21 protein-coding genes are annotated in these 23,039 nt (G+C 71.4%); 13 read left to right on the top strand and 8 right to left on the bottom strand.

Annotation, left to right across the window (positions count from 1 at the left end):
* Positions 1-11: 11 nt before the first annotated feature.
* The 5 genes from ACFQW6_RS18450 (at position 12) to secA (ending at position 6,757) form a co-directional block, all read left to right on the top strand.
* The gene (locus tag ACFQW6_RS18450; protein ID WP_378548759.1) at positions 12-728 is read left to right on the top strand and encodes a ComF family protein; all 717 of its coding nucleotides are present in this window, start codon (positions 12-14) and stop codon (positions 726-728) included.
* Between the two features lie 434 nt (positions 729-1,162).
* Positions 1,163-1,777 carry a ribosome hibernation-promoting factor, HPF/YfiA family gene (hpf, locus tag ACFQW6_RS18445; RefSeq protein WP_378548757.1) on the top strand — a complete coding sequence of 205 codons (615 nt, stop codon included), beginning with the start codon at positions 1,163-1,165 and terminating at the stop codon, positions 1,775-1,777.
* Between the two features lie 44 nt (positions 1,778-1,821).
* The gene (locus tag ACFQW6_RS18440; protein ID WP_191194929.1) at positions 1,822-2,502 is read left to right on the top strand and encodes a response regulator transcription factor; all 681 of its coding nucleotides are present in this window, start codon (positions 1,822-1,824) and stop codon (positions 2,500-2,502) included.
* A gap of 139 nt (positions 2,503-2,641) precedes the next feature.
* On the top strand, positions 2,642-3,868 hold the full coding sequence (locus ACFQW6_RS18435) for a winged helix-turn-helix domain-containing protein (RefSeq protein WP_378548752.1): 1,227 nt from the start codon (positions 2,642-2,644) through the stop codon (positions 3,866-3,868).
* Between the two features lie 15 nt (positions 3,869-3,883).
* Positions 3,884-6,757, top strand: coding sequence for a preprotein translocase subunit SecA (gene secA / locus ACFQW6_RS18430; RefSeq protein ID WP_378548749.1), 2,874 nt, complete (start codon positions 3,884-3,886; stop codon positions 6,755-6,757).
* Positions 6,758-6,845: 88 nt separating this feature from the next.
* Here the strand turns inward: secA and ACFQW6_RS18425 are convergent, their stop codons facing one another.
* The gene (locus tag ACFQW6_RS18425) at positions 6,846-7,364 is read right to left on the bottom strand and encodes an Rv3235 family protein (protein ID WP_378548746.1); all 519 of its coding nucleotides are present in this window, start codon (positions 7,362-7,364) and stop codon (positions 6,846-6,848) included.
* The gene (locus tag ACFQW6_RS18420) at positions 7,361-8,020 is read right to left on the bottom strand and encodes a LysM peptidoglycan-binding domain-containing protein (protein WP_378548743.1); all 660 of its coding nucleotides are present in this window, start codon (positions 8,018-8,020) and stop codon (positions 7,361-7,363) included. The genes ACFQW6_RS18425 and ACFQW6_RS18420 overlap by 4 nt, the downstream gene beginning before the upstream one ends.
* A gap of 123 nt (positions 8,021-8,143) precedes the next feature.
* On the opposite strand from ACFQW6_RS18420, the gene ACFQW6_RS18415 reads away from it, so the two are divergent.
* Positions 8,144-8,680, top strand: coding sequence for a hypothetical protein (locus ACFQW6_RS18415; RefSeq protein ID WP_378548740.1), 537 nt, complete (start codon positions 8,144-8,146; stop codon positions 8,678-8,680).
* Between the two features lie 22 nt (positions 8,681-8,702).
* On the opposite strand, the gene ACFQW6_RS18410 is transcribed toward ACFQW6_RS18415, so the two are convergent.
* From ACFQW6_RS18410 to ACFQW6_RS18395, 4 genes are read right to left on the bottom strand one after another with little or no spacing between them, the layout of a single operon-like run.
* Positions 8,703-9,032 carry a sec-independent translocase gene (locus tag ACFQW6_RS18410; RefSeq protein ID WP_378548737.1) on the bottom strand — a complete coding sequence of 110 codons (330 nt, stop codon included), beginning with the start codon at positions 9,030-9,032 and terminating at the stop codon, positions 8,703-8,705.
* 43 nt (positions 9,033-9,075) lie between these two features.
* Positions 9,076-10,236, bottom strand: coding sequence for an Mrp/NBP35 family ATP-binding protein (locus ACFQW6_RS18405; RefSeq protein ID WP_378548734.1), 1,161 nt, complete (start codon positions 10,234-10,236; stop codon positions 9,076-9,078).
* Positions 10,237-10,267: 31 nt separating this feature from the next.
* Positions 10,268-10,780, bottom strand: a complete 513-nt coding sequence (locus ACFQW6_RS18400) for a DUF1003 domain-containing protein (protein WP_378548731.1) — start codon at positions 10,778-10,780, stop codon at positions 10,268-10,270.
* Positions 10,777-12,060: a magnesium transporter MgtE N-terminal domain-containing protein gene (locus ACFQW6_RS18395; protein ID WP_378548728.1), complete on the bottom strand. Its 1,284-nt coding sequence runs from the start codon at positions 12,058-12,060 to the stop codon at positions 10,777-10,779. Before ACFQW6_RS18395 ends, ACFQW6_RS18400 begins: the two co-directional genes overlap by 4 nt.
* 192 nt (positions 12,061-12,252) lie before the next feature.
* Between ACFQW6_RS18395 and ACFQW6_RS18390 the strand changes: the two genes are divergently transcribed.
* From ACFQW6_RS18390 to ACFQW6_RS18365, 6 genes are all read left to right on the top strand, one after another.
* Positions 12,253-14,163 (top strand): endonuclease/exonuclease/phosphatase family protein, encoded by a 1,911-nt coding sequence (locus ACFQW6_RS18390; protein WP_378548725.1) that lies wholly within the window; start codon positions 12,253-12,255, stop codon positions 14,161-14,163.
* Positions 14,164-14,280: 117 nt separating this feature from the next.
* On the top strand, positions 14,281-15,480 hold the full coding sequence (locus tag ACFQW6_RS18385) for an endonuclease/exonuclease/phosphatase family protein (protein ID WP_378548722.1): 1,200 nt from the start codon (positions 14,281-14,283) through the stop codon (positions 15,478-15,480).
* Between the two features lie 41 nt (positions 15,481-15,521).
* On the top strand, positions 15,522-17,087 hold the full coding sequence (locus ACFQW6_RS18380) for a hypothetical protein (RefSeq protein ID WP_378548719.1): 1,566 nt from the start codon (positions 15,522-15,524) through the stop codon (positions 17,085-17,087).
* 13 nt (positions 17,088-17,100) lie between these two features.
* Positions 17,101-17,328, top strand: coding sequence for a DUF6752 domain-containing protein (locus ACFQW6_RS18375; RefSeq protein WP_378548716.1), 228 nt, complete (start codon positions 17,101-17,103; stop codon positions 17,326-17,328).
* The gene (locus ACFQW6_RS18370; RefSeq protein WP_378548714.1) at positions 17,325-18,389 is read left to right on the top strand and encodes a hypothetical protein; all 1,065 of its coding nucleotides are present in this window, start codon (positions 17,325-17,327) and stop codon (positions 18,387-18,389) included. The genes ACFQW6_RS18375 and ACFQW6_RS18370 overlap by 4 nt, the downstream gene beginning before the upstream one ends.
* A 33-nt stretch (positions 18,390-18,422) precedes the next feature.
* The gene (locus tag ACFQW6_RS18365) at positions 18,423-19,871 is read left to right on the top strand and encodes a phospholipase D-like domain-containing protein (protein ID WP_378548711.1); all 1,449 of its coding nucleotides are present in this window, start codon (positions 18,423-18,425) and stop codon (positions 19,869-19,871) included.
* A 7-nt stretch (positions 19,872-19,878) separates the two neighbouring features.
* Here the strand turns inward: ACFQW6_RS18365 and ACFQW6_RS18360 are convergent, their stop codons facing one another.
* Complete coding sequence (locus ACFQW6_RS18360) at positions 19,879-20,502, bottom strand: hypothetical protein (RefSeq protein ID WP_378548708.1); 624 nt, start codon at positions 20,500-20,502, stop codon at positions 19,879-19,881.
* A gap of 132 nt (positions 20,503-20,634) precedes the next feature.
* Here ACFQW6_RS18360 and ACFQW6_RS18355 point away from each other — a divergent pair, with 132 nt between their 5' ends.
* Positions 20,635-21,831, top strand: a complete 1,197-nt coding sequence (locus ACFQW6_RS18355) for an acyl-CoA dehydrogenase family protein (RefSeq protein WP_378548705.1) — start codon at positions 20,635-20,637, stop codon at positions 21,829-21,831.
* A 6-nt stretch (positions 21,832-21,837) separates the two neighbouring features.
* Here the strand turns inward: ACFQW6_RS18355 and ACFQW6_RS18350 are convergent, their stop codons facing one another.
* Positions 21,838-23,031: an ROK family protein gene (locus tag ACFQW6_RS18350; RefSeq protein ID WP_378548702.1), complete on the bottom strand. Its 1,194-nt coding sequence runs from the start codon at positions 23,029-23,031 to the stop codon at positions 21,838-21,840.
* Positions 23,032-23,039: the final 8 nt, after the last annotated feature.

Here is a 23,039-nt window from a genome sequence, read left to right as displayed (position 1 = left end):
GGCATGGGCGGGTGCTCGACGAGGCCCTCGACCTGTTCCTCGGCAGCCGGTGCGTGGGGTGCGACCGGCCGGGCCGGATGCTCTGCGCGGCCTGCCGCGACGGCCTGTCGGGCGGGCCGCGGGTGGCGTGGCCGACGCCCGTGCCCGACGGGCTCGTGACGCCGTGGGTCGCGGAGGCGTACGACGGCGCGGTGCGAGCGCTGGTGGTGGGACACAAGGACCGCGGCCAGTGGGGTCACCGGCGGGTGCTGGGCGACCTGCTCGCGCAGGCGGTCCGCGGCGCCGCCGCCGACCTCGACCCCGCGGTGCCGCTGCTGCTGGTCCCGGTGCCGTCCCGGCCGGGCGCCGGTCGGCGTCGCGGCTACGAGGCCACCGAGGCGCTCGTCCGCCGGGCCGCGTCCCGCGTACGTCGCGAGCGGCCCTCGGCGGTCGCGCCCCTGCTGGTCTCGCGCGGCGCCGCCGACCAAGCCGGCCTCGACGCGGGCGACCGGGCCGCCAACGTGGCCGGCTCGATGCACTGTCCCTCTGCCGCGCTCGCGCGGGTCGGCCGCCGGTGGAGCCGGGCCCACGTCCTGGTCTGCGACGACGTGCTGACCACCGGATCCACCGCGCGTGAGGCCCAGCGGGCTCTCGAGGCGGTGGGTCTGCCGCCCGTCGCGGTCGCTGCCGTGGCGGCGACCCGACGGCGGGCCGGGCCCGCGGGCCCCATCGCCCCGCCCGACAGGTGACCCCCCGGTTGGCCCGATGCGGTTGAGGGGCTAGCGTCTTGTCATGGAGTCCGCCCGGGTCCGTGGTTGCGTCACGGAGAGGGCTGCGCGCGGCACCGCGAGGTGCAGCGACACGTCCGAACCGTGGCAAGCCGATGCCAGTCGCAGGCGAAACGGTCCACGTAAGTCCCCGGGCACCGCGCTGCTCAGCAGCCCGACGCCCGTCGGACGATCACGGTGCGGCTTAGAAGTAAGTCCTGCCTCGTCTCCGGCACCAGATGTGCCGGAAGCCGGGAGAAGGCCAGTAGTGACGGAGAAGTTGCGAACGCTTCAGCAGGCGGTTGTGGGGTCGAAGACCAGGTCGGCCGGGCGGGCTCCATCCCACCCTGCCTCGGCGGGTGTGCCGCCGCGGCGAATGGAGGGGTGCGGACCGTTCGCTAGTTGAGGAGGTTCACATGGAGGTTGTGGTCACGGGACGGCACTGCGAGGTGTCCGACCGGTTCCGCGAGCACGTGTCCGAGAAGCTCAGCCGTCTGGAGAAGCATGATCACCGCATCATGCGCGTCCAGGTGGAGGTCGGGCTCGAGAAGAACCCCCGCCAGCACGACCGGTCGACCAAGGTCGAGCTCACGGCCTTCTCCAAGGGTCCGGTGATCCGCGCCGAGGCCGCCGCCGAGGACAAGATGGGCGCCCTCGACCTGGCGCTCGACAAGATGCAGGCCCAGATGCGTCGCGCCGCGGACCGCCGCCGCGTGCACAAGGGACGCAACGCCCACGTCGGCGTCGGCGAGGCGCTCGCCTCGTTGCCGGAGGTGGACGACGCCCCCGCTGACGACGAGGCCGTCGTCGAGCGCAAGGTCGGCCCGATCACGGTGACGGGCGACGGCCCGCTCGTGGTCCGCGAGAAGTCCCACAGCGCGGTGGCGATGACCCTTGACCAGGCCCTCTACGAGATGGAGCTCGTCGGGCACGACTTCTACCTCTTCGTGGACAAGGAGAGCGAGCGGCCGTCCGTGGTCTACCGCCGCCGCGGGTACGACTACGGAGTCATCTCGCTCGAGGTGGACTGAACCGACCACTGCCCACGGTCGCGCGCGCATGACATGATGCGCGCGTGACCGAGGCAACATCAGCTGGGACCGAACCCGTCCGCGTGCTCGTCGTGGACGACCAAGAGCTCTTCCGCCGTGGCCTCATCATGCTGCTGGGTGGAGACATCGACATCGAGGTGGTCGGCGAGGCGGCCGACGGCATCACCGCCACCGAGCTGGCGATCACCACCGCGCCCGACGTGATCCTGCTCGACGTACGGATGCCGCGTCGCACCGGCGTCGAGGCCTGCCGCGCGATCAAGGAGGCCGTGCCGGCCACCAAGATCATCATGCTCACCGTCTCCGACGAGGAGGCCGACCTCTACGAGTCGGTCAAGAACGGTGCCGCCGGCTACCTGCTCAAGGACTCCTCCATCGAGGAGGTCGCGCAGGCGATCCGCGTGGTCAACGAGGGCCAGTCCCTCATCAGCCCCTCCATGGCCGTCAAGCTCATCGACGAGTTCAAGCAGATGTCGAAGCCCGAGCGCGAGCAGGGCCCGGCCCTGCGGCTCACCGAGCGCGAGCTCGAGGTCCTGCGCCTCGTGGCCAAGGGCCTCAACAACCGTGAGGTCGCCAAGGAGCTCTTCATCTCGGAGAACACGGTCAAGAACCACGTCCGCAACATCCTGGAGAAGCTGCAGCTCCACTCCCGCATGGAGGCCGTCATGTACGCCATGCGCGAGAAGCTCCTCGACCTGCCGTGATCGTGCGGGCGAGCGCGAGGAACGAGCGCACGCCGTGAGCACGATCAGGTCGAGTGGCCCCACGGCCGAGCCCGCGAGGACGTGACGGGTTGTATCGAGACCCCGCCCTGTGTCGGTGGCGTCTGGTTGAGTTCGGGCCGTGGACCAGCTCACGCAGCTCCAGGCCCGCCGGATCGCCCTGGCCGCCCAGGGCTTCACCGACCGGCCCCACGCCACACCCACGATGGCGACGTTCGACCGCACGCTGGCGCGCACCGGCGTCCTCCAGGTCGACTCGGTCAACGTCCTCCAGCGCGCCCACTTCATGCCGCTCTACTCGCGGATGGGCCCGTACGACGTCGACCTGCTGCGCCGCGCCCAGCACGGCACCCCGCGGCGACCGCGCCGCCTCGTCGAGTACTGGGCGCACGTCCAGGCGCTGATGCCCGTCGAGCTGTGGCCCCTGATGCGCCACCGGATGGAGAAGTACCGCGGCGAGCGCGGCAAGTGGGGCTTCACCGCGGACGCGTCGCTCGAGCCCCAGGTGCTCGACGCCGTGCGCGACCGGGGCCCGGTCACCGCGCGCGACCTGGAGGCCGACTTCAGCACCGGCCCGCGCACCAAGCATCACTGGGGCTGGAACTGGTCCGAGGCCCGCAAGGTCCTCGACTACCTCTACCTCGTGGGTGACGTCGCCGTCGCTGGGCGCAACAGCCAGTTCGAGGTCGTCTACGACGTGCCCGAGCGGGTCCTGCCCGCGAGCGTGCTGGCCGCCCCCACGCCGACGCCGCAGGAGGCGGTCACCGAGCTCGTACGCCGCGCCGCGCGCTCGCACGGCGTGGCGAGCGGACCGTGCCTGGCCGACTACTACCGCCTGCGGCTCCAGCCCGCGCCCGGGAAGGCGAGCGTCAAGGTGGCGATCGACGAGCTCGTCGAGTCCGGCGAGCTGGCCCCCGTGGCGGTGCAGGGGTGGAAGCGGCAGGCCTACCTCCACCGCGACGCGCGGCTCCCGCGGCGGGTGGGCGCCCGCACGCTGCTCAGCCCGTTCGACCCGCTGGTGTGGGAACGGGCGCGGGCCGAGGCCCTCTTCGACTTCTTCTATCGGATCGAGATCTACGTCCCGGCGGAGAAGCGTGTGCACGGCTACTACGTCCTGCCGTTCCTCCTCGGCGACCGGCTGGTCGGGCGGGTCGACCTCAAGGCCGACCGGGCCACGGGACGCCTGCTCGTCCAGGGCGCGTTCGCCGAGGCGGGCGCCCCACCCGAGACCGCCCACGAGCTGGCCGGCGAGCTGCGGCGGATGGCCGACTGGCTCGGGCTGGACGACGTCGTGGTGGGCGAGCGGGGTGACCTGTCGCACGCATTGGGAGAGCCGTTGTCGAGGTAGGTACAGTTACCACTCGTGCCTGCCATCATCGACAAGCTCCTCCGCATCGGCGAGGGCAAGATCCTCCGTGAGCTCGAGTCCGTGTCCAAGGCCGTCAACGCCATCGAGGACGACTTCGTCAAGATGACCGACGACGAGCTCCGCGGGATGACCGACGAGTTCCGCGAGCGGCTCGCCAACGGGGAGACCCTCGACGACCTGATGCCGGAGGCCTTCGCTACCGTCCGCGAGGCGAGCAAGCGCGTGCTCGGCATGCGGCCCTTCGACGTGCAGATCATGGGCGCGGCGGCCCTCCACCTCGGCAACATCGCCGAGATGAAGACCGGTGAGGGCAAGACGCTCGTCGCCGTGCTGCCCTCCTACCTCAACGCCCTCGCCGGCAAGGGCGTGCACGTGGTCACGGTCAACGACTACCTCGCCAAGTTCCAGTCCGAGCAGATGGGCCGCGTGCACCACTTCCTCGGCCTGACCGTCGGCGTGATCCTGCCGTCGATGAAGCCCGCCGAGCGACGCGAGGCGTACGCCTGCGACATCACCTACGGCACCAACAACGAGCTCGGCTTCGACTACCTCCGCGACAACATGGCCGACTCGGTCGACGACTGCGTGCAGCGCGGCCACAACTTCGCGATCGTCGACGAGGTCGACTCGATCCTCATCGACGAGGCGCGGACCCCGCTCATCATCAGCGGCCCGACCCAGGACGAGGTGAAGTGGTACGCCGAGTTCTCCAAGGTGGCGCGCTCGATGGTCCGCGACACCGACTACGAGGTCGACGAGAAGAAGCGCACGATCTCCGTGCTCGAGCCCGGCATCACCAAGGTCGAGGACCACCTGGGCATCGACAACCTCTACGACTCGGTCAACACCCCGCTCATCTCGTTCCTGAACAACTCCATCAAGGCCAAGGAGCTGTTCCGCAACGACAAGGAGTACGTCGTCATGGACGGCGAGGTGCTCATCGTCGACGAGCACACCGGCCGCATCCTGGCCGGTCGCCGCTACAACGACGGCCTTCACCAGGCCATCGAGGCCAAGGAGGGCGTGACCGTCCGCGAGGAGTACCAGACCCTCGCCACGATCACCCTGCAGAACTACTTCCGCCTCTACGAGAAGCTCTCCGGCATGACCGGTACGGCCATGACCGAGGCCTCGGAGTTCGACAAGATCTACAAGCTCGGCGTGGTCCCGATCCCGACGAACCGTCCGATGCAGCGCGTGGACAACGTCGACCTGGTCTACCGCACCGAGGAGGCCAAGTACGAGGCCGTCGCCGACGACATCGCCGAGCGCCACGAGAAGGGCCAGCCGATCCTGATCGGCACCGTCTCGGTCGAGAAGTCGGAGTACCTCTCGAACCTGCTCAAGAAGCGCGGCATCCCGCACACGGTCCTCAACGCCAAGCAGCACGCCGACGAGGCCAAGGTCGTCGCGCTCGCCGGTCACAAGGGCTCGGTCACCGTCGCCACCAACATGGCCGGTCGAGGCACCGACATCATGCTCGGCGGCTCGGTCGACTTCCTCGCCGACCAGGAGCTGCGCAAGCAGGGCCTGGACCCGGTGGAGGCGCCGGAGGAGTACGACGCCGCGTGGCCCGCCATGGTCGAGCGCATCAAGGCGCAGGTCGCAGCCGAGCACGACGAGGTCAGGGACCTCGGCGGCCTCTACGTCGTGGGCACCGAGCGCCACGAGTCGCGTCGCATCGACAACCAGCTCCGCGGTCGTTCCGGCCGCCAAGGCGACCCGGGCGAGTCCCGGTTCTACCTGTCGCTGCAGGACGAGATGATGCGCCTGTTCAAGTCGGAGTGGGTCGACCGCATCCTCACCGTCCTCAAGGTTCCCGACGACGTGCCCATCGACGCCAAGCGCGTCAGCAACGCCATCGCCGGCGCCCAGGCCAACATCGAGTCGCAGAACTTCGAGTCGCGCAAGAACGTGCTCAAGTACGACGACGTGATGAGCCGTCAGCGCGAGGTCATCTACGCCGAGCGCCGCCGGGTGCTCGAGGGCGCCGACCTCGGTGAGCAGATCCGTGGCTTCCTCGACGACGTGATCGCGGGCTACGTCCGCGGCGCGACCGAGGGCTACGGCGAGGACTGGGACCTCGACGGACTGTTCACCGCGCTCAACCAGCTCTACCCGGTCGGCCTGACCAAGGAGGGCGTGGTCAAGCAGGCTGGCGGCGTCGAGGGGCTCAACCGCGAGAAGCTCGTCGAGGACCTGCAGAAGGACGTGCAGGAGGCCTACGACCGCCGCGAGGACGAGATGGGCGAGGAGGTGCAGCGCGAGCTCGAGCGCCGCGTCGTGCTCTCCGTGCTCGACCGCAAGTGGCGCGAGCACCTCTACGAGATGGACTACCTCCGCGAGGGCATCTACCTCCGGGCCTACTCCCAGCGCGACCCGCTCGTGGAGTACCAGCGCGAGGGCTTCGACATGTTCGCCGCGATGATGGACGGCATCAAGGAGGAGTCGGTCGGCTTCCTGTTCAACCTCCAGGTCGAGGTCGAGGCCGAGGACGACGAGCCGGACGAGGTGCAGGCCCAGCCGGTCGCGCCCCAGGTCTCCGGCGCCACCCCGCAGATCGACTTCGCGCAGGCGGCGGCCCACGCGCCGGGTGCCCAGGCGCAGCAGCAGCCGCAGCAGCCGCAGCAGCACTCGCCCACCATCCGGGCCAAGGGCCTCGACAGGCCCAACCGTCCCCAGAACCTGTCCTACAGCGCGCCGTCCGAGGACGGCGAGGCCGAGGTCCACGCGTCACCGGGTGGCGAGGACGACCCGTTCGCCGGTGTCGGTCGCAACTCGCTGTGCCCCTGCGGGTCGGGACAGAAGTTCAAGCGCTGCCACGGTGCCCCCGGCGGCGCCACCGGCCGCGCGACCATGGGCGGCTGACCACCCCACGACGTCCTTCTCCTCCGCTGCGCTCCTCCGAGCAACGCCGCAGGGACCCCGGAATCGAGCGCGGAGCAGGACGGGGCCGTCAGCCCCACGCGATCGCCACACACTGCCACCGGTCCCGCACGACCTCGAACCGTGCGGCGACCGCGCGTGAGCGTCGGCCGTAGCGCACGTGCGCGCTGGCCTCGACCGCGTCGCTGCGGATCAGGGCGGTGCGCACGCCGACCACGACCGGCCGCGCCGGGTTGGGTCCCCGGACCCGGCCCGGCGCGAGGCCGCCGGCGGCGGTGACCGACCGGGCGCGGCCCGACAACGTGTCGAAGACGTCGGGGACCGTGTGGCGCAGCAGCTGGGCGACCGGGCGGTCGCCGGCGGCGATCTCGACCGCGGCCTGCAGGTAGCGGCCGACGAAGGCGTCCACCTGCTCCCGCGAGGCGCGCTCCAGCTCGGCCAGGTCGCTCGCGCGGGTGCTGCGCAGGCGTGGCCGCGGGGGAGCGGTGCGCGGCGTCAGGTCCAGGGCCAGCGCTCCCTGCACGCTGGCGATGCCGGCGCTCGGTCGGAGGAGGACGACCTCGGCCTCGGCGCTGTCGGGTGTGCTCATCGTCGTTCTCCGTCCTTCGGGTCGGTGTGGGTGTCGGGCAGGCGGAGCGCCTGGCCCGGGTGGATCAGGTCGGGGTCGTCGCCCACGACGTCGCGGTTGTGGCGCCAGATGGCCCGCCACCGGGCCTCGACGTCGGTGCCCGACGCCGGGTGCGCCCGGGCGATGGACCACAGCGAGTCGCCGGACCGGACCACGTAGGGGTCCTCGCCCGGCGCGGCGGCGGGTGCGTCCGGGTGCGCCGACGTGGCCGAGGTGGCCGACGTGGCGGGTGCGACGGCGCGCTCGGGCAGCGGGAGCCCGGCGAGCACCTCGGCCCCGTCGCCGCCCGAGGCGTGCGCCGGCAACGCCGTACCGGCCACCACGGCCGCGCCGCACGCGAGCAGCACCCAGCGGCGCGCGGCTCCGCCGCGGCGCGGCACCGAGCCCGTCACGACCTCGGCGACCGTCAGCGACGTGACCAGCCAGAGCCACGCCAGGGACAGGGCCAGCCCGGTGGCGCAGGCGGCCACGAGCACCTGCGGGACCGTGTCGGGGGCGCTCGCGTCGGCGGCGCCACGCCAGGTGGCGGGCACCGCGAGTGCCGCCGCGGTGCAGGCGGCGGTGACGCCGAGCCACACGACGTACGGCCGAGCCGTGTGGACGATCCCCCGAGGCATCACGCGATCCTTCCGTTTGCGTGCGTTTGCATCATTCAACGAACGTTCACGCCGTGTGTCAACGGCCCATCCACACGGTGCTGACCCACCCGGGGTGGCGGCTCGCGTCGCTAGGCTCGGCCCATGTCCTGGGAGCACGAGCTGTTCGCGCTGCTCGACGACCTCGAGGGGCAGGCGGCGGCAGCGTGGGAGGCCGACCGGCAGGCCGAGCTCGCCGACCGGGCGCGCACCGAGTACGCCGCCGTCACGCTCGCCAGCCGCCTGATGGCCTCGCGCGGCCGCGACGTGGCCCTCGACCTGCCGCACGTCGGCCGGATCGAGGGACGGCTGGCCCGGGTGGGGGAGGAGTGGTGCCTGCTCGACGCGACCGGGCAGGACTGGATCGTCCCGCTGCGCGCGGTCACCGGCGTACGCGGGGCGAGCGAGCGGTCGGTGCCGGAGGTGGCCTGGTCACCGGTGGACCGGCTGGGGCTGCGCGCCGCCCTGCGCCGCCTGGCCGACGCCGGTGCCCGGTGCCTGGTCCACCTGGCCGACGGCACCCGCCACGAGGCGTACGTCCAGCGCGTCGGTGCGGACTTCCTCGAGGGGCGCGCCACCTCGGGTGAGGTATTCCTCGTGCCCTACGCCGGACTCCTCGCCGTGCAGAGCCGCGACGACTGACGCGCGGTGGCGACCGCGAGCGTCAGGTGGCCTCGACGTCGTACGGCGGGACCTGGCCGTCGGGGAGGGCGGACTGCTTGGCGGCCGCTGCCTGCTCGCGGTCGACCTCCGCCATGGCCTCGGTGATGTGCTTGCGCACGATCGAGCGCGGGTCCAGGTCGCGCAGCTGGAGGTCGGAGTACTCCGGGCCGAGCTCGTTGCGCAGCTCGTCGCGGGCGTTGTTGGCGAGCCCGCGGGCGCGGTGCAGCAGCTGTGCGGCCTGGCGAGCGAGGTCGGGCAGCTTGTCAGGACCGAGCACGACGACCGCCACGAGGGCGATCACGGCCAGCTCGAGGAGCCCGACGTCGAACATGGTTGAGAACCTACTGCCTGGCCGGAGCCGCGCTCGGACGTGGTCAGAACTTGCTGGACGGGGTGAGGCCGAGCTGCATGCCGGCGAGACCGCGGCCGCGGCCTACCAGCGTCTCGGCGACCCGCGTGAGCTCGCGCGCGGCGGGGGCGGTCGGGTCGGCCTCCACGATGGGCTTGCCGACGTCACCGCCCTCGCGGAGCGAGATGTCGAGCGGGATCTGCGCGAGCACCGGCACGTCGTAGCCGAACCGCTCGGAGAGCGTCGCCGCGACGCGGGCGCCGCCACCGGAGCCGAAGATCTCCAGGCGGTGGTCGTCCTCGGGCGGGCAGTGCGGGCAGGGGAGGTAGCTCATGTTCTCGACGACCCCCACGACGCGCTGGTGCATCATCGACGCCATGGTGCCGGCGCGCTCGGCGACCTCGGCGGCCGCCTCCTGCGGCGTCGTCACGACCACGACCTCGGCGCTCGGCAGGTGCTGGCCGAGCGAGATCGCCACGTCGCCGGTGCCCGGGGGCAGGTCGAGCAGCAGGGCGTCGAGGTCGCCCCAGTAGACGTCGGCCAGCATCTGCACCAGCGCGCGGTCGAGCATCGGGCCGCGCCAGGCGACGACCTGGTCACGGCGGGGCTTGAGCATGCCGATGGAGATCACGGAGACGCCGCTGGGCGTGGGCACGGGCATGATCAGGTCGTCGACCTGGGTCGGCCGGGTGTCGGCCACGCCGAGCATGGCGGGCACGGAGTGGCCGTAGATGTCGGCGTCGACGACACCGACCTTGAGCCCCTGCGCAGCGAGCGAGAGGGCGAGGTTGACGGTGACCGAGGACTTGCCGACGCCGCCCTTGCCGCTGGCGATGGCGTAGACCTTGGTCAGCGAGCCCGGCTGGGCGAACGGGATCTCGCGCTGGGCGCGGCCGTCGCTGAGGATCTCCTTGAGGCCGGCGCGTTGCTCGGCGGTCATCACTCCGAGGCTGAGGTCGATCGACGCGACGCCGGGGACCTTGGTGACGGCCGCGGTGACGTCCCGGTTGATGGTGTCCTTGAGCGGGCAGCCGGCCACCGTCAGCAGCACGTGGACCGCGACCGAGCCGTCGTCGGCCACCTCGACGGTGTCGACCATCCCCAGCTCCGTGATCGGGCGCTTGATCTCGGGATCGTTGACGGTCGCCAGGGCGTCCATCACCTGCTGCTGCGTGGGGGTGCTCATGATGGAGAAGTCTACGAGCCACCCCGTGGGCTCACGGTCCCGGCTCGTCCTCCGGCTCGCGGCGCGCCAGATCCTCGATGTCGCCCAGCAGGCCGCGGAGCTCCGAGCGGAGGAAGTCGCGGGTGGCGACCTCGCCGACCGACATGCGCAGCGAGGCGACCTCGCGGGCGAGGAACTCCATGTCGGCGTGGGCGCGGGCGTTGGCCTGGCGGTCCTGCTCGGCGATCACCTTGTCGCGCTGCTCCTGGCGGTTCTGGGCGAGCAGGATCAGCGGGGCGGCGTACGACGCCTGGAGGCTGAGCATGAGCGTCAGGAAGATGAACGGGAACTCGTCGAAGCGCAGGTCCGCCGGCGCCAGGACGTTCCAGCAGATCCAGGCGGCGACGAACATCGTCATCCAGAGCAGGAACTTCGCGGTGCCCATGTAGCGGGCGAACGACTCCGCGAACACGCCGAACGCGTCGGCGTCCACGCTCGGGCGTCGCACGATCTGGCGTCGCGTGTCCCGCGGAGTGTCGAGGCGGGTCCGACGGTCGGAGCTCACCCGGCCCTCCCAGCGCTGGGTCCGCCGTTGATCCGGCCGGGCCGCGGAGCGCGGTCGCGCCAGCCCTCGGGCAGCATGTGGTCGAGGAGGTCGTCGACGGTGACCGCGCCGATCAGGCGTCCCTCGTCGTCCACCACGGGTGCCGCGACCAGGTTGTACGTCGCCAGGTGGGCGGCGACCTGGTCCAGGGAGGCGTCGGGGCGCAAGGGGTCCATCGAGTCGTCGAGCGCGGCAGCGACCAGCGTCGACGGTGGCTCGCGCAGCAGCCGCTGGATGTGCGCCGCGCCGAGGAGCTTGCCGGTCGGGGTCTCGAGCGGCTGGCGGCAGACGTAGACCAGGGCGGCGAGGGCGGGCGTCAGCTCGGGGTTGCGGACGTGTGCGAGCGCGTCGGCGATGGTGGCGTCGGGGGAGAGGATCACCGGCTCGGGCGTCATCATCGCGCCGGCCGTGTCGTCGGCGTACGACATGAGGCGCCGCACGTCCTCGGCCTCCTCCGGCTCCATCAACCCGAGCAGGGTCGCGGCGGTCTCCGGGTTGAGGTCGGCGATCAGGTCGGCGGCGTCGTCGGCCGACATCTCCTCGAGGATGTCGGCAGCGCGCTCGGAGTCCAGGTGCTCGAGGATCTCGACCTGGTCCTCCTCCGGCAGCTCCTCCAGCACGTCGGCGAGCCGCTCGTCGCCGAGAGCGGCCACGACGGCCGCGCGCCGCTCCGGCGGGAGGTCGTGGATCATGTTGGCCGCGTCGGCCGGGCGCATGTCGTTGAGCGCTGCGATGAGGTGGGTGGCGCCCTGCGTGGGCTCCTGCGTGGTCAGGCCGGTGACGTCGCGCCACTCCACGACGTGGGTCTGGCCCCGCCGCCGGAAGCCCTTGCTCGGCTCCTGCACCGCGACGCGCGAGAGCACCCAGTCTCGGTTGCGGGCCTGCTCCATCGCCACGTCGTAGACCGCGCCGGTCACGCCGGACTCGCGGATCGTCACGGTGCGGTCGAGCATCTGGCCCATCACGAGCGTCTCGGTCGAGCGCTGCTCGAACCGGCGCATGTTGAGCAGCCCGGTCGTGTGGACCTGACCGCTGTCGATGGCGGTGATCCGCGTCATCGGCACGAAGATCCGGCGTCGCCCGAACACCTCGGCGACCATGCCGAGGACGCGCGGCTGGCTCGTCTCCGTGCGGAGCGCGACGACGAGGTCGCGCACCTTGGCCACCTGGTCGCCCTGGGGGTCGAAGATCGGCAGCCCGACGAGCCGGGCCACGAAGACGCGGGTCGGGGTGTTGCTCACGGCCGCAACGTTAGCGTGCCCCGTCCTCCGCGAACCGCCTCCGCGCCGAAGGGGTGGTGTACCCTACTGTCGCACGAGTCACTTCTGTCACATCGATCGGACCCGGGCCGACACGTCGTCGACGTGTGGGGAGTGGTCACGGTCGGGTCACCTCGACGACGCCACTTCCCCGACATCTGTGAGGCCCCCTCCATGCCCGGCACGACTGCTTCCCCGCGCCCGTCCTCCGTCCGACGCCTCTGTGCCGTCGGCCTGACGCTCGCCACGGCCCTGCTCGTGGCCCCGGCCGCGCCCGACGCAGGCCTCGCTCCCGCCGCGGCCGAGCCGGTCGCGGCGCCCGTCGCCGCCCGGTCCATGACCGTCCCCCAGACGACCCCGGCCACCGGCTTCCGGGTGGCCAGCTTCAACGTCCTCGGCGCCGACCACACCGCTCCCGGCGGCAACCGGAAGGGCTGGGAGTCGGGCACCGTGCGCACGGACCGCGTCGTCAGCCTGCTGCAGGAGCACACCCTCGACGTCGTCGGCTTCCAGGAGTTCCAGCCGCCGCAGGCGACGCGCTTCGCGGAGCTGACGGGCGCGTCGTGGCAGACCTACCCGGGCCTCAACAACCCGGCCGGCCCGTCGGTCAACTCGATCGGGTGGCGCACCGACGTCTGGACGCTCCTCGAGGCGCGCACCCTGCCGATCCCCTACTTCGACGGCGTTCCGAGCCGGATGCCCGCCGTGCTCCTGCAGAACGTCGAGACCGGCCGCCGCGTCTGGTTCTTCAACACGCACAACCCCGCCGACGTCCGCGGTCCGGCGCAGGGCTACCGCGACGCCGGCTTCGCGATGGAGGTGGCCCTCGCCAACGAGCTGCGGGCGGCCTACCCCGACGCGCCCTTCATCTCGCTGGGCGACAAGAACGAGCGCGGCAGCTACTACTGCAAGGTCGCTCCCGGCGCCGACATGTGGTCGGCGAGCGGTGGCTACGTCGACGGCAGCACGTGCTCCCCGCCCGGCGGCGGCGCGATCGACTGGATCATGGGCACCAAGGACGCCTTCTTCAACAGCTATACGCGGGTCTGGAACGACTTCGTCTCCAAGACCAGCGACCACCCGCTCTACACCGCCAACGTCGTCGTCCCGGCCTCCGCGCCGGTCGGCGTCGACCACGTCGTGGTGGTCGCCGTCCCCGGCCTGACCTCGGCGATCGCCGGCGGCTCGAGCGCGCCGGGTGAGGCCACCCGCATGGCCACCAACGGCACGTCGACGACGAACGCGCGGACGGTCACGGAGAGCACGCAGGCCGACGCCAACCTGATCTCGCTGCTCAGCGGACGGCGGGTGTTCCCCAAGGGTGGAGGCCACGGCGTCGGCTCCAAGAAGACGCTCCCGTCCACGGTCCACGACTCGGCCGGCCAGTACGTCTCCAGCCTCTTCGACCTCGCGCACAACAACTCGGCGCGGACGATGTTCGCCTCGAGCCGCAAGGAGACCCAGCTCGTCCTCCGCAGCTGGAACCGCAAGGAGGGCGGCAAGGACCCGTACGGCGTCGACGACGGCACCGCCAAGATCGACCGGTTCAAGATCATGCGCGACGACTCGAGGAGCGTCGGCTGGTGGCGCGACACCATCGAGCGCAAGCCCGCCGAGCTGAGCGTCATCGAGCTCTCGGGCGTGCTGAAGGCGGGCGAGGACGACGGCTTCAAGGGCCCGGCCTACCAGAAGGCGGTCCGCAAGGCGTTCCAGAAGGTGGCCGGCATCCGCCGCAGCATCGCCAAGTCGCCCGCGATGAACGGCACCACGCTGCTGATCGTCACCGGCACCGGCGGCGCTCAGAAGTCCCGCGGCTCGTCGCGCACCTGGGCACAGAGCTACAAGGTGCCGATGTGGGTGACCGGTCCGGGCGTCCCGGCCGGCAGCGACCTCTACGGCCTCAACCCGTCCTTCACCTCGCCCGGCACGCAGCAGCCGAGCTACTCCGGCTCCCAGCCCATCCGGGTCGGTGACCTGACCAACCTGGTGACGCGCTTGCTGGGCGTCCCGCCGGTGCCGGCATCCTCGATGGACCCGGAGCAGCGGTTCCAGGTCTTCGACCCGCTGCTGGTGCCCGGGTCCTGACGCGCGACGGTTGGTGCCGGGCGACGGCGCCCGGTTAGGCTTGCGGCTCTGAGCCGTCCACGCCCGGCGTGGAGTCGTCCGCCGGGGCCGTCGGCTCGCCCTCCGCAGAAGGTGGCCGTGAAGCACAAGGACCCCGAGACGACGAGCAGCGCGGGCGCCCCGCGCCGCTCGCGCGTCGAGCTGTGGGCTCCGTTCCTCGTGCTAGCGGTCGTCGCGGCCGTCGTGTGGGCGTCCTTCTGGTCGGACTCTGCGGTGGACGAGGTCGCCAGCGACCGGTCGGACGCCTCGCAGGCCACCCCTGCCTCGGACGCTTCGGGCGAGCCCGACAGGTCGGGCGGCGACGACGGCGGTGCGGGGGACCGGTCGCGATCGGCCGGGGCCGAGCCCGAGCACGCGGAGCCCGAGCAGCTCGAGGAGTCCGTGCGCCGCTTCCGGGCCGCCCAGCGCCGGCTGGCCGCCCGGGTCTCCCGGCAGGTCAAGGTGGTCGAGCGACGCATCGAGCCGTTCGAGTTCCAGGTCGCGTCCTACAACGTCCTCGGCGACTCGCACACGGGGCCGGGGGGCAACAAGCCCGGCTACCCCGACGCGGGCCCGCGCATGGACATGTCCATCGCCGCGCTCCGCAACAACGGCATCGACGTCGTCGGGTTCCAGGAGTTCGAGCAGAGCCAGTACGGCATGTTCAGCTCGCGCGCGGGGGAGTACTCGCTCTACCCGGGGATGGCGCTCGGCAACAAGTCCGTGCGATTCAACATCGCGTGGCGCTCCGACGTGTTCCGCATGGTGGAGGCCCACACCCTCACCATCCCGTACGCCGGTGGCAGCCGCATCGCGATGCCGGTCGTCCTGCTGGAGTCGATCAGCACCGGTCGCCGCGCGTGGTTCGCCAACTTCCACAACCCCGCCGACACGCCCAACCTCGGCAACAACGCGCGCTGGCGGGCCGAGGCGGCCGCCATCGAGGTCGCCCACCTCACCGAGCTGCACCAGGCCGAGGGCGTACCGGTGATCGCGACCGGTGACTACAACGAGCGCGCCGAGATCTTCTGCCGCTTCACCGCCGGCGGCGTCTTCACCGCTGCTGCGGGCGGCAGCTCGGCCGGCGGCTGCGCCCCGCCCCCGAGCATGCAGGTCGACTGGGTCTTCGGCTCCACGGGCGTCGCCTTCACCGGCTACGCCGTCACCGGCACGGGCCAGGCCTCCGACCACAGCATGGTGCACGCCACGGCGACGCTCACCGGCGACGACGGCGAGACCGCGCTCCTGCCCGACACCGACACCGACACCGAGGGCGACGGCGAGGGCGACGGCGAGTAGGCGCTGAAGCCCCGCGCCTGCCGCTGGGTATAGTCCGCCGCGTGAGGTCCCTGAGCCAGATGAGGCGTACCGCCGCGCTGGAGGTCCTCCGGATCGACGCCGCGGGGCTGCTGGTCGCCGGGACCCACGAACAGCTCGTCGACGTGGCCTTCGACGGCCGCCGCATCTGGTCCTTCTGGCTGCTGCGTGACGGCGAGCAGGGCGACGACGGCATCACGCTCACCTGGCCGAAGCCGCTGCGCCCCTTCCTCGACGGCGTCACCGAGGTGACGCTGAGCGACCCCGGCACCGACACGGTGCTGTTCTCGAGCACGGTGCAGTTCGGGGCGCGTCCGGACCGGATCGAGGTGGTCAACCCCGCCGGCCGCCCGCTGAGCCTCGACAAGTCCCTCAAGCTCGTCGAGACCTTCGACACGCGCGACGCCGCGCAGGTCGAGCCGCTGCTCGACGCGATCGAGGAGGTGCTCGGGGCGTTGCGGCAGGTCGGGCTCGACGCCTTCCTGGCCTACGGCACCGCCCTCGGCGCCATCCGCGACGGCGGCCTCATCGGCCACGACAGTGACGCCGACCTCGGCTACGTCAGCACCCACGACCACCCGGTCGACGTCATCCGGGAGTCCTTCCGCATCCAGCGCGCGCTCACCGACATGGGTTACCGCGTCACGCGCTACAGCGCCATCGCGCTGAAGGTCCACGTCCTCGAGAGCGACGGCCTCGACCGCGGGCTCGACGTGTTCGGCGGCTTCATGCGCGACGGCACCCTCTACCTCATGGGCGAGATCGCCGTGCCCTTCGAGCGCGAGTGGGTCTACCCGCTCGGGACGGCGTCGCTGGAGGGCCGGGAGTTCCCGGTCCCCGCCGACACCGACAGGTTCCTCACCGCCACCTACGGCCCCCACTGGCGCGTGCCCGACCCGGCGTACAAGTTCACCACCCCCGCGAGCACCATCGAGCTCTTCAACGGCTGGTTCCGCGGGATGCGCACCGGCCGCGCCGGGTGGCACGCCTACCACAAGCGCACCGCGCACCACTCCGCGTCGGTCTCCGCCGTCGCCGAGGCGGTCGCCGAGCGCCACCCGGACCTTGCGACGTACGTCGACATCGGCTGCGGGCGCGGCACCGACGTCGCGTGGTTCGCCGACCGCGGTGTCACCGCGATCGGTCTCGACTTCCAGCCCTTCGCCTACGACGAGGAGGCGGAGCGCCGCGCCGACGACCCGCGCGTGACGTTCCAGCTCTTCAACCTCCTCGAGCTTCGCCACGTCCTCGCCGTCCCCGCCTGGATCGCCCGCATGCCCGGCCCGCGCGCCGTCGGCTGCGTCCACGTCATCGAGCGCCTGGGGCGCCGCGGCCGGCTCAACATGCTGCGGTCGGCCCGCATGGTCCTGGCCGGGACGACCGGCACCCTGCACCTGCAGTTCCTCAGCGAGAAGGGACGTGACGGCTACGCTCGCCGCACCGGTGCCCGCAAGCCCCTCGACCCGGCGGTCGTCGCGGCCGAGGTCGAGGAGTCGGGCGGCCGGGTCCTCGAGCAGGTCCGCGAGCACGTCTCGGACGCCCCCGGGAGCTCGCAGGTGTGCCGCATGATCATCGACTGGAACGCGTGAGGTGGGAGCAGACATGTTCGGACTGGGCAATCGGAAGGGGCACCGCTCCGGCCCCGAGGTCGACGCCAACCTCGAGAAGCGCGTCGCCGCGCTCGAGGAGGCGGTCCAGGAGAACCGCGCCCTCAACGTGCGGCTCGCCGAGCTCACCGACGTCGTGACCGAGCTGCTGCTGCCCGTGGCCGCGCGCGACGAGGAGAAGCTGGAGGAGCTGCTCGGGAAGTACCGCGGGGACTTCTCTTGAGCCCTGGCTCACCCGACCGCGGCGGCCCGCGCCGCGTCTTCCTGCACGTGGGGCTGCCCAAGACCGGTACGACGTACCTCCAGCAGGTCGTCTGGGCCAACCGCGAGCGGCTGCGGTCGGCGGGCGTGTTCCTGCCCGGGTTCGGCCACCGCGAGCACCTCTGGGCCGCCCTGGACCTGCAGGAGCGCCCCAGGCTCGCCCGGCGTCACGCGGACGCCCCCGGCGCCTGGCAGCGGCTCGTCGACGAGGCGTCCGCCCAGCCCGGTGACGTGCTGATCACCCACGAGTTCCTCTGCGGTGCGAGCGCCGAGCAGGCGTCCCGGGCGATCGCCGACTTCCCGGACGCCGAGGTGCACCTGGTCGTCACGGCCCGTGACGCCGCGAGCGTCGTGTCGGCCGGGTGGCAGGAGTCGGTGAAGAACGGCAGCACCGTCGACCTCGACGCCGTCATGTCCGGCAAGGCCGCGGGCGGGCCCGAGTTCAGCATGCGCACCTGGGACCTGGCCGGCGTCCTCGAGCGGTGGACCCCCGACCTGCCGGCCGACCGGGTGCACGTCCTGGTGATGCCCGGCGCGGGCCAGCCGCGCGACCTGCACTGGCGGCACTTCGCCGAGGTGCTCGGCATCGACCCCGACGCCTACGAGGCTCCCACCGACGCGGTCAACCCCGCCCTCGGGATCGTCCAGATCGAGACGCTCCGGCTGGTCAACAAGCACCTGCCGCCCTACTCCGCGCAGGAGCGCGGCGTGTGGATCCGCGGCTACCTCGCCGAGGACCTGCTGGCCCGGCAGCCGCGCGAGCGTGGGGGTCTGCCGGAGCAGTACCGTGCGCGGTTCGCCGAGCTCGACCGGGCCGCCACCGCGGTGATCGTCGACCGGGGCTTCCACGTGCTGGGGGACCTGGCGGCGCTCACGACGGACGCCGGCGGGCCCTCGGGTCGCGAGCCCGACACCGTCACCGCCGACGAACTTCTCGAATCGGCGTCCCGACTCGTCGCTGATATCGTGGCCGACGTCCGCGCGAGCACAGGTGATGTGCCGCCACGTCGGGGGAATCTCTGATCCGGCCGCCTTCGGTGCCACGTAGGAGTTGTTGTGCGTTCCAAGTTCGTTGCCCTTTTCGCCGCCTGTGGGCTGCTCGCCTCGCTGGTCGCGCCCGCCTCGGGTGCGGCCTCCGCCGCGTCAGCGCCCACGTCGAGCCCGGCCGCCGCCGCGACCACGACGAAGCTGACGGCACCCGCCGCGCGCAAGCCCGGCAAGCCGAACAAGAAGTGGAAGGTCCCCACCGGGGCGAAGTTCAACAACCCGATGATCCCCAGCAAGCGCTTCGTCATCGAGCGCCACGTGCTGCGCGCGATCCGCAACACGCCCAAGGGCGAGAAGATCACCATCTCGGCCTACTCCCTGGACCGCCAGGTGTTCGCCGACGAGCTGATCCGCGCCAAGAAGCGTGGCGTGAAGGTGCGGGTCCTGCTCAACGACCACCTCGTGCCCGGCGCGCAGGTCCGCATCCAGCGCGTGCTCGGCCACAACACCAAGAAGAAGAACTTCCTCAAGCGGTGCACCGCCGGCTGTCGTGCCGACGAGAACGAGTACAACAACCTGCACAGCAAGTTCTACCTGTTCAGCCGCACCGGCAAGAACCGCGACGTCGTCATGCTCGGCTCGTACAACATGACGCTCAACGCCGTGCGCTGGCAGTGGAACGACCTGTGGACCACCGTCGGCAAGACGACGCTCTACGACCAGTACATCGCCCTGTTCAACGACATGCGTCCCGACTGGGACAAGCGTCGTGCGACCTACGCGTTCTGCGAGGCGGGCCTCAACTGCCCCTCGGGCGACCAGCACAAGTACTACAACATCGTCTTCCCCCGCTACACCACGCCGTCCAACGACGCGGTCCTCGACATCCTCAACAACGTCCAGTGCGTCTACACCGACGCGGCGGGCGCGCAGCGGCGCACCCAGCTCGCACTGTCGATGCACACGATGCGTGGCGGCCGCGGCAACTACATCGCCGACAAGCTGCGCGACCTCTACGCCCAGGGCTGCAACCTGCGGGTCAACTACGGCCTGATGGGCTTCCACACCAAGCAGCACATCGGCGCCCCGACCGCGCGCGGTCGCGTGCCGCTGCGGTCCACCGGGTTCAACCTCGCCGACGACGTGCCGACCGGTGACCCCGAGATCGACAACATGCCCGAGAACATCGAGCGCTACACGCACCACAAGTACTTCGTGCTGAAGGGCTCCTACAAGGGCAACGTCGACAGCCACATGGTGTGGACCGGCTCGACCAACTGGTCCAGCCTCGGCACCCCGCAGGACGAGATCCTGTTCAGCATGCACGGACGCGGCAACGTGCGGGACTACATGAAGAACTTCAACCTCATGTGGCAGAAGCCCTACAGCCGCGACGCCTACACCACGACGTACTCGTCCTGGAAGACGGTCAACGGCCGCCGCGTCGGGGTCGGCCCGATGGTGACGGTCGAGCCCGACCGGCTCAAGGGTCGCGGCGCGACCTGGGAGAACGACTGACCCGAGGTCAGCCCTCCTGCTCGCCGGCCTGGTCGGCGGGCAGGATCGACTCGGCGAGGCCGCGGACGGTCTCCAGGTCGGGTCCCTGGAGCACCACCGTGCTGCCCTTCAGGTCGTGGGCCAGCACCGTGGCGCCCTCGTGGTCCCACGCGGACCAGGTGCCGGTGCCCCAGTCCGACAGGTCGACGTCGTCGGCCGCGACCAGGTCGGGCTGGTCGGCCAGGGCCTCGTCACTCGTGCCGGGGAGCTGGTCGAGGACCACGTCGCCGGTAGGTGCGGTGAACTCCATCCGCCACCACTGCGGTTCGGGCTGGTAGCCGCCACCCACCGTCGTCCAGCCCTCGGGCAGCGTCGAGGGGACCATGGTGATGAGGTCGTCGCTCGTCGCGCGCAGAGCCGCCTTCTTGTACTTGGGGGCCACCGCGGGCTCCGTGCCGAAGTCGACGGGCTCCACCGGCGCGGCGCTGGGGGTGGCGCTGGGGGTCTCGCTGGGCGTCTCGGTCGACGCGTCCGAGGGCGAGCTCTCCGACGACGGGTCGACGCCGGTGTCGGGGGTGTCCTCCCCGCACGCTGCGAGGAGCAGGACGAGGGAGGCTCCGAGGGCTGGTCCGATCGCACGGGTGGCTCGCATGCACGGCAGTCTCTCACGCGGGCCACGCCGCTCGGCGGTGTGACGACCGTCTCGGCCCGCGACCCTGCCCAGGGTGAACGGTCGATAACTAGACTCCGAGCGATCCAGCCGCCAGCGCCCAGGAGCCCCCACATGCCCCGCCTCTGCCAGACCGATGGCCTCTCCGAGGACCAGTCCGAGATCCTGAAGGCCGTCCGGCAGTTCGTGGACGAGCAGATCATCCCGGTGGCCCAGGAGCTCGAGCACGCCGACGAGTACCCGACCGAGATCATCGAGGGGCTGAAGGAGCTCGGCGTCTTCGGGCTCACGATCCCGGAGGAGTTCGGCGGTCTGGGCGAGAGCCTGTTGACGTACGCGCTGGTGGTCGAGGAGATCGCGCGCGGGTGGATGAGCGTGTCGGGGGTGATCAACACCCACTTCATCGTGGCCTACATGCTGCTCCAGCACGGCACCGACGAGCAGAAGCAGAAGTACCTCCCGCGGATGGCCACGGGCGACGTGCGTGGCGCGTTCTCGATGTCCGAGCCCGGCCTGGGCTCGGACGTGTCGGCCGTCTCGACGAAGGCCACCAAGGCGGAGGACGGGTCGTACTCCATCACCGGTCAGAAGATGTGGCTCACCAACGGCGCCACCTCCACCCTCGTCGCGGTGCTCACCAAGACCGACGAAGGGGCGGAGAGCGTCTACAAGAACATGACGACCTTCCTGGTGGAGAAGGAGCCCGGGTTCGGTCAGACCGCCCAGGGGATCACCGTGCCGGGCAAGATCGACAAGATGGGCTACAAGGGCGTCGAGACCACCGAGCTCATCCTCGAGGGCCACCAGATCGCCGCCGAGCAGGTCCTCGGCGGGGAGCCCGGCAAGGGGTTCGTCCAGATGATGGACGGCGTCGAGGTCGGCCGCGTCAACGTCGCCGCCCGTGCCTGCGGGCTTGCCTGGCGCGGATTCGAGCTCGCCATCGCCTACGCCCAGCAGCGCAGGACCTTCGGCAAGGCGATCGCCGAGCACCAGGCCGTGCTGTTCCGGCTCGCGGAGATGGCCACGAAGGTCGAGGTCGCGCACACGATGATGGTCAAGGCGGCCCGTCTCAAGGACACCGGCAAGCGGATGGACGTCGAGGCCGGGATGGCCAAGATGGTCGCCAGCGAGTACGCCAACGAGGTGGTCGAGGACTCCTTCCGGATCCACGGCGGCTACGGCTACTCCAAGGAGTACGAGATCGAGCGCCTGATGCGCGAGGTCAAGTTCATGCTCATCGGCGAGGGCACCTCCGACATCCAGAAGATGATCATCGGCCGGTCGCTGCTCAAGGACTACCAGCTGCGCTGAGCCGCCTCAGCGAGCCGCGGCCGCCTCGGCCGCGGCGTCGGCGGCGGCCAGAGCCTCGCTGGCGGCCTCGACCGCGTCGGGGGAGAGGACGTGCTCGATCGCGAGCGCGGAGGCTCCCAGCACCGCCGCCTCACCGCCGGCGCGGGACGTGACGATGCGCAGGTGCTCGGTCGCCAGTGGCAGCGACCGGTGGTAGACCGACTCGCGGATCCCGGCCAGCAGGTGCTCGCCGGCGCCCGCGACCTGGCCGCCGATCACGACCACCGACGGGTTGATCAGGTTCACCATGGTGGCGACGACCTCGCCGATGTCGCGCCCGGCCTGGCGCACCACGCCCATCGCGACCCGGCTGCCCGAGCGCACGAGCTCGACCACGTCGCCGCCGTTCTCGGCCTGCTCGCCCTGCGCGCGCACGGCGGCCGCGAGTGCGGGTCCGGCTGCCACGGCCTCGAGGCACCCGGAGTTGCCGCACCGGCACGGCACGTCGTCGGCGCCGGGCACCCGGACGTGTCCGAGGTCGCCGGCCGTGCCCTGGGCACCGCGCTGCAGGATGCCGCCGGACACGATGCCGGCGCCGATGCCGGTCGCGACCTTGATCAGGACGAGGTCGTCCACGTCGCGCAGGTGCCGGCGGCGCTCGCCGAGCGCCATGATGTTGACGTCGTTGTCGACGAGCACCGGCACCGGGTACTTCTCCTGCAGGTAGGCAGGCACGTCGAAGCGGTCCCAGCCGGGCATGATCGGCGGGTTGATGGGGCGTCCGGTGGAGTGCTCCACGGGGCCGGGGAGGCCGATGCCGATGGCGGCGAGGTCCTCGATGGGGCGCTCGCTGGCCTCCAGGAGGTCGCGGACGGACTGCACGACCCAGGTCAGGACCGCCTCCGGGCCGTCGGCGACCGCGATCTGCGCGTCGACCTCGCCGAGGATCGAGCCGTTGAGGTCGGTGAGGGCCGCGCTGGCGTGGGTCGCGCCCACGTCCACGCCGACGACGAGCTTGGCCGTGGGGTTGAGGGCGAAGAGGGCCGGGGGTCGACCCCCGGTGGACCGGGCGCCGCCGAAGGGAGCCACGAGGCCCAGGCGCATGAGGGTGTCGATGCGGGCCGTGATCGTCGATCGGGCCAGGCCCGTCGCCTCGGCCAGCTGGGCTCGCGTCCAGGGCCTTCCGTCACGGAGGAGATCGAAAAGCTCACCGGTTCGCACGGCCGGAG

Origin of the sequence: Nocardioides sp. GCM10028917 (assembly GCF_042666175.1) — a bacterium.
Lineage (GTDB): Bacteria > Actinomycetota > Actinomycetes > Propionibacteriales > Nocardioidaceae > Nocardioides.
This window is presented reverse-complemented; position numbering and strand designations above follow the sequence as displayed.